The organism is Albidovulum sp. (genome assembly GCF_049646345.1).
Classification (GTDB): domain Bacteria; phylum Pseudomonadota; class Alphaproteobacteria; order Rhodobacterales; family Rhodobacteraceae; genus Albidovulum.
In genome coordinates this window covers 1-4,519 of record NZ_JBARVQ010000299.1, presented here as the reverse complement: position 1 = coordinate 4,519, position 4,519 = coordinate 1, and the positions used below count along the sequence as shown (strand labels likewise).

Annotated in this window: 5 protein-coding genes and 1 pseudogene; all 6 read right to left on the bottom strand. The window is 63.1% G+C overall.

Annotated features, from left to right (window positions below):
• Window positions 1-471 (bottom strand): annotated as a pseudogene (locus WBB85_RS07580) (two-component sensor histidine kinase); the annotation flags it as partial.
• A complete protein-coding gene (locus WBB85_RS07575) occupies window positions 464-1,780 on the bottom strand; it encodes a sigma-54-dependent transcriptional regulator (RefSeq protein WP_432638016.1) in 1,317 nt (438 codons plus the stop codon). The gene WBB85_RS07575 and the pseudogene WBB85_RS07580, both read right to left, overlap by 8 nt.
• Before the next feature lie 79 nt (window positions 1,781-1,859).
• The gene (locus tag WBB85_RS07570) at window positions 1,860-1,985 is read right to left on the bottom strand and encodes a hypothetical protein (protein WP_432638015.1); all 126 of its coding nucleotides are present in this window, start codon (window positions 1,983-1,985) and stop codon (window positions 1,860-1,862) included.
• A 9-nt stretch (window positions 1,986-1,994) separates the two neighbouring features.
• Window positions 1,995-3,191: a formate dehydrogenase subunit gamma gene (locus WBB85_RS07565; protein ID WP_432638014.1), complete on the bottom strand. Its 1,197-nt coding sequence runs from the start codon at window positions 3,189-3,191 to the stop codon at window positions 1,995-1,997.
• Between the two features lie 88 nt (window positions 3,192-3,279).
• Window positions 3,280-3,876 (bottom strand): formate dehydrogenase FDH3 subunit beta, encoded by a 597-nt coding sequence (gene fdh3B, locus WBB85_RS07560; protein WP_282365609.1) that lies wholly within the window; start codon window positions 3,874-3,876, stop codon window positions 3,280-3,282.
• 12 nt (window positions 3,877-3,888) lie between these two features.
• A partial coding sequence (locus tag WBB85_RS07555) for a formate dehydrogenase subunit alpha (protein WP_432638013.1) occupies window positions 3,889-4,519 on the bottom strand: 631 nt, incomplete at its 5' end.

The following is a 4,519-nucleotide window of genomic DNA, read 5'->3' as shown; positions in this document are numbered from 1 at the left end:
CCGTTCGGCAAGCGCAGGTGACAGCCACGCCAGATCCTCGCCGCTGAAGATGTCGATCTCGGCCCCGGCCCGCCCTTGCAAGGCAGCCGCCACGACCGGCCAACGTGCCGCATCGGCCGGGCTGTCGGCTGCCACAAAGTAGAGAAAATCGAGACCAAGTTCTATCCGCCGCGCCTCCAGCAGTGCCGTCAGTGCGGAGCCGTTCTCCTGCGCGGCGACAAAGCTGGCCGATTGCCCCAGTGCTTCGATCCCCGCCTGCCGACCGTTCAGAAGACCGGCAAGGTGCTGATGCGCAATGGTCAGTTCGCCTGCCACCTTGTCGATCAGCACATCGTCCAGCCGGTCGATCCAGCTTTTGACCGTATAGACCAGCACCATCGGCAACAGGATCAGCGCGGGCAACAGCGCGATGACCAGTATCCGCGTGCGGACGCTGTGCCAGAAGCTTACCCGGCGGGACGCGTCAGACATTCCACTGGGCGCATTTTCGGTCGATGGTCTTGCGCGACACGCCCAGCCGTCGCGCCGCCTCGGCCCGGTTGCCGCCGCAGGCCTCCAGAATGGCAAGGATATGCCGCCGCTCCACCGCCTGAAGCGACTCCGCCGGTTCGATCCCGACCGCATCGGGGCCGCCAGCGAATTCCGGCGGAAACTCCCCCAGGATCAGCGAGCGTTCGATGAGGTTCCTGAGTTCCCGCACATTGCCGGGCCAGTCATAGCGGGCGAGGTTCAACAGTACATCCTCGGTCACCACCAGCGGCGTCATGCCCAACTGACGGGCGATATTGCCGATGAACAGTTCCGCCAGTTCACCGATATCGCCGACACGCTCGCGCAGGGGCGGCATTTCGACGGTCAGAACGTTAATCCTGTGATAGAGGTCCTTGCGGAACCGGCCCTCGGCCACCGCGCGGCCCAGATCGGCGTTTGAGGCGAAGAGAAACCGCAGGTTCAACGGAATTTCGCGCCCAGAGCCATGCGGGCGCAGCCGGTTATCCTCGATCACCCGCAAAAGCGTGCCCTGCATCGCCATCGGCATGTCGGCGATCTCATCCAGAAAGAATGTTCCGCCACTGGCCTGGATCAAAAGCCCGTCGCGCCCCTCGGCCCCGACCTTGCCAAAGAGTTCTTCGGCCAGATGGTCGGGCGTCGTCGTCGCGCAGTTGATCGGGACAAAGGGTTTTTCAGCCCGGTCGGACATCGCATGCAGCGTGCGGGCCGCGATTTCCTTGCCGGTCCCGCTTTCGCCGGTGAAAAGAACCGGCGTCGGCAGGGGGGCCGCGCGTTCCAAAGTGCGGCGCACTGCCTCGATCCGGGGCGAATTGCCGATAAGCCGCCCGCGTGCTGCCAGTGTGTCTGCCCGCAATTCGTATTTCAAAAGGAAATTCTCGCGGCGCAGGTAACGCTGATCCATGCAGCGATTGACCGCGTTGATGATCTGGTTTGAGCGGAAGGGCTTCAGCACGAAATCCGCGGCCCCCACCCGCAGCGCATGAATGGCAGTGTCGAGATCGGCATAGGCCGTCATCAGGATCGCCTCGGCGAAAAGCCCCACGCGGCGTTGCTCGTTCAGCCAGTCCAGGCCGGATTGACCGGGCATGACATTGTCCAGAAGCACCAGATCGAAATGCTGGGTATCGAGCAGTTGCGAGGCTTCCTCGGCACTGCCTGCCGCCTCGATCCGTTTGCAGCGTGGCTCGAACGTGCGGATCAGGAAGTTGCGCATTCCCGGTTCGTCATCGACAACCAGAATCGAGACATGGCGCAGCACACGGTCGATGGCGCTCGGCCCGACCTCTTCGGCCTCCGTTTGCGGCGGTGTCCCGCCGGGGCGTAGTTCCGTCAAATCATTCCCCGCTTCAGTCGAGCCGGACCGAAGGCCCGGCCGTCGCCTCCTGGGACGAGAAGCCCGCGCGGTGCAGTCCAAGATCGGCAACCACCGCGATGACGATGGCGGCAAGGAATGCGGCAAACATGACCTTCATCGCGCCCCCCTATTCCGCCGGTTCGGTCGGCGCATCCGCGCCGCCTGCCCCACGCGTCTCTTCGTACCAGAGCGCATGGTGTTCCTTTGCCCATTGCACGTCAACCTCGCCGGTGCCGACGGCGTCAAAGGCCCCCTCCATCCCGACCGAGCCGAGATAGATATGGGCGATGATGATCGCCATGAAGACGAAGGCAATAATACCGTGCCAGATCTGGGCCAGCTGCATTTCCTGATGCGGGCCAAGCACGGTCGGCAATTCACCAAAGCCGAAAAGTTGCGGCAGGCCGGTCGCGTTCAGCGCCGCGAAGGTCTTGGCGAACATCGGCAATTCGAAGGGGAAAAGAAGCGAGAGGCCGGAGGCCGAGATGGAAACACCAAGCACCACAACCGACCAGAAGATGATCTTTTGCCCGGCATTGAATTTCTTTGCGGGCGGATGAACGCCCTTTGAGAAGAGCCCACCGCCCTTGGCCAGCCATTTCAGGTCGTGCTTGTTGGGGAAATTGTCGACGACCCAGACCACAATGACGATCGCCAGCCCCGCCATGAATGCCCAGGAAAGGTTGTTATGCGCCCATTTGCCCACATTGGCGATTGGCGCGTAAACCTCTTTGCCCAGAAGCGGGATCAGCGCGAGGCGGCCAAAGATCATGATCAGCCCGGTCACGGCAAGCACAATGAACGACCCAGCCATCAGCCAGTGGCCGAACCGTTCGACCGCATTGAAGCGCAGGATAGTCTGGCCGGTTCGCCCGCCCTCAATCCTGATGCGCCCGCGCGCGAGGAAGAACAGAACCAGCACCGCGATCATGCCCAAGAGCAGATAGCCGCCGTAATGCGCTAAGGGCCCCTCGCGGAACTGCAGCCATTCCATGCCGCCATCCTGAATGATCACGCCTGCCGCAGGCGACCGGGACGAAACGGTGATATCAGCCGACCCGTAGCGCAAAGCGCGCCAGAGATCGGGATCGGATGCCCCGCCGAGCGTGCCGAGCTGTTCGGCGATCCCGGCGGCAGAATCCGGGTCCCCCGTTGCCGCGCGCATGGCGCTGTCATCGACCACCTCGCCACGCTGGCGGGCAAGGATATCCTCAAGCGTCTGCGCCCCGCCCGTTGCGGCGCGGGTGTCGTCGGTCTGCGCCGATAGCGGCAATGAGAGGGAAAGGCAGGCAACAAGAACGGCAAGAAGGCTGCGAAGGGTCATGTTCGTCTCCAGGTACCGCGGTCAGGTGGCGGCACCCGTGGCGCAAGCACGCCACGGGACCACTGACAGCCACCACCACTCGGACAACTCAGTTGGCGGCCTTCTGGTCATAGGCCGTGCCCCAGCCCCATGCGCCAGAGCCGAAGCCACGCGCCACGACCCGTTCGCGGTAGATGGCCGACACCACGTCGCCGTCCCCCGCCAAAAGCGCCTTGGTCGAACACATCTCGGCGCAGATCGGGAGTTTGCCCTCGGCGATCCGGTTGCGTCCGTATTTGGCGAACTCGGCGGTCGAATGCGTCTCTTCCGGGCCACCGGCGCAGAAGGTGCATTTGTCCATCTTGCCGCGCGACCCGAAATTGCCCGCCTGCGGATACTGCGGCGCGCCAAAGGGGCACGCGTAGAAGCAATAACCGCAACCGATGCAGAGGTCCTTGGAATGCAGGACGATGCCGTCCTCGGACTGGTAGAAGCAATCGACCGGGCAGACCGCCATGCAGGGCGCGTCGGAACAATGCATGCAGGCGACCGAGACTGACCGTTCCCCCGGCGTGCCGTCATTGATGGTGACGACCCTCCGGCGGTTGATGCCCCAGGGCACTTCATGTTCGTTCTTGCAGGCCGTCACGCAGGCATTGCATTCGATGCAGCGTTCGGCGTCACAGAGGAATTTGACTCTTGCCATGACTGTTTCTCCTTAAGCTGCGCTGATCTTGCAGAGGGTACACTTGGTTTCCTGCATCAGGGTGACGCTGTCATACCCATAGGTCTGCGCGGTGTTGGAGCTTTCGCCCAGAACGTAAGGGTCGGCCCCTTCGGGATATTTGTCCCTCAGATCCTGGCCCTGATAATGGCCGCCGAAATGGAAAGGCATGAAGACGACACCCTCGCCCACCCTCTCGGTCACCATCGCCATCACCTTGACCTTGGCGCCCTCGGCCCCCTCGACCCAGACCTGCGCCCGGTCGCGGATGCCCAGATTGTTCGCGTCGCGCGGATTGATCTCGACGAACATGTCCTGCTGCAATTCCGCAAGCCACGGGTTCGAGCGGCTTTCCTCGCCGCCGCCCTCGTATTCCACGAGGCGCCCCGAGGTCAGGATCATCGGATAGTCGCCCGAGAAGTCCTTTTCCTGAATGGAGGCATACATGGTCGGCAGACGGTAGAGCTTCCTGTCCGAATAGGTCGGATAGTCGGCCACGAGGTCGCGCCGGTTGGTGTAGAGGGGTTCGCGGTGCAAGGGCACCGGGTCGGGGAAGGTCCAGACCACAGCGCGGGCCTTGGCATTGCCGAAGGGCGCGCATTCATGCTTGATCGCCACCCGCTGG

Coding starts and splice junctions, on each gene's coding strand:
- WBB85_RS07570 (WP_432638015.1), bottom strand. CDS start 1,985: ATGAAGGTCATGTTTGCCGCATTCCTTGCCGCCATCGTCATCGCGGTG.
- WBB85_RS07565 (WP_432638014.1), bottom strand. CDS start 3,191: ATGACCCTTCGCAGCCTTCTTGCCGTTCTTGTTGCCTGCCTTTCCCTC.
- fdh3B (WP_282365609.1), bottom strand. CDS start 3,876: ATGGCAAGAGTCAAATTCCTCTGTGACGCCGAACGCTGCATCGAATGC.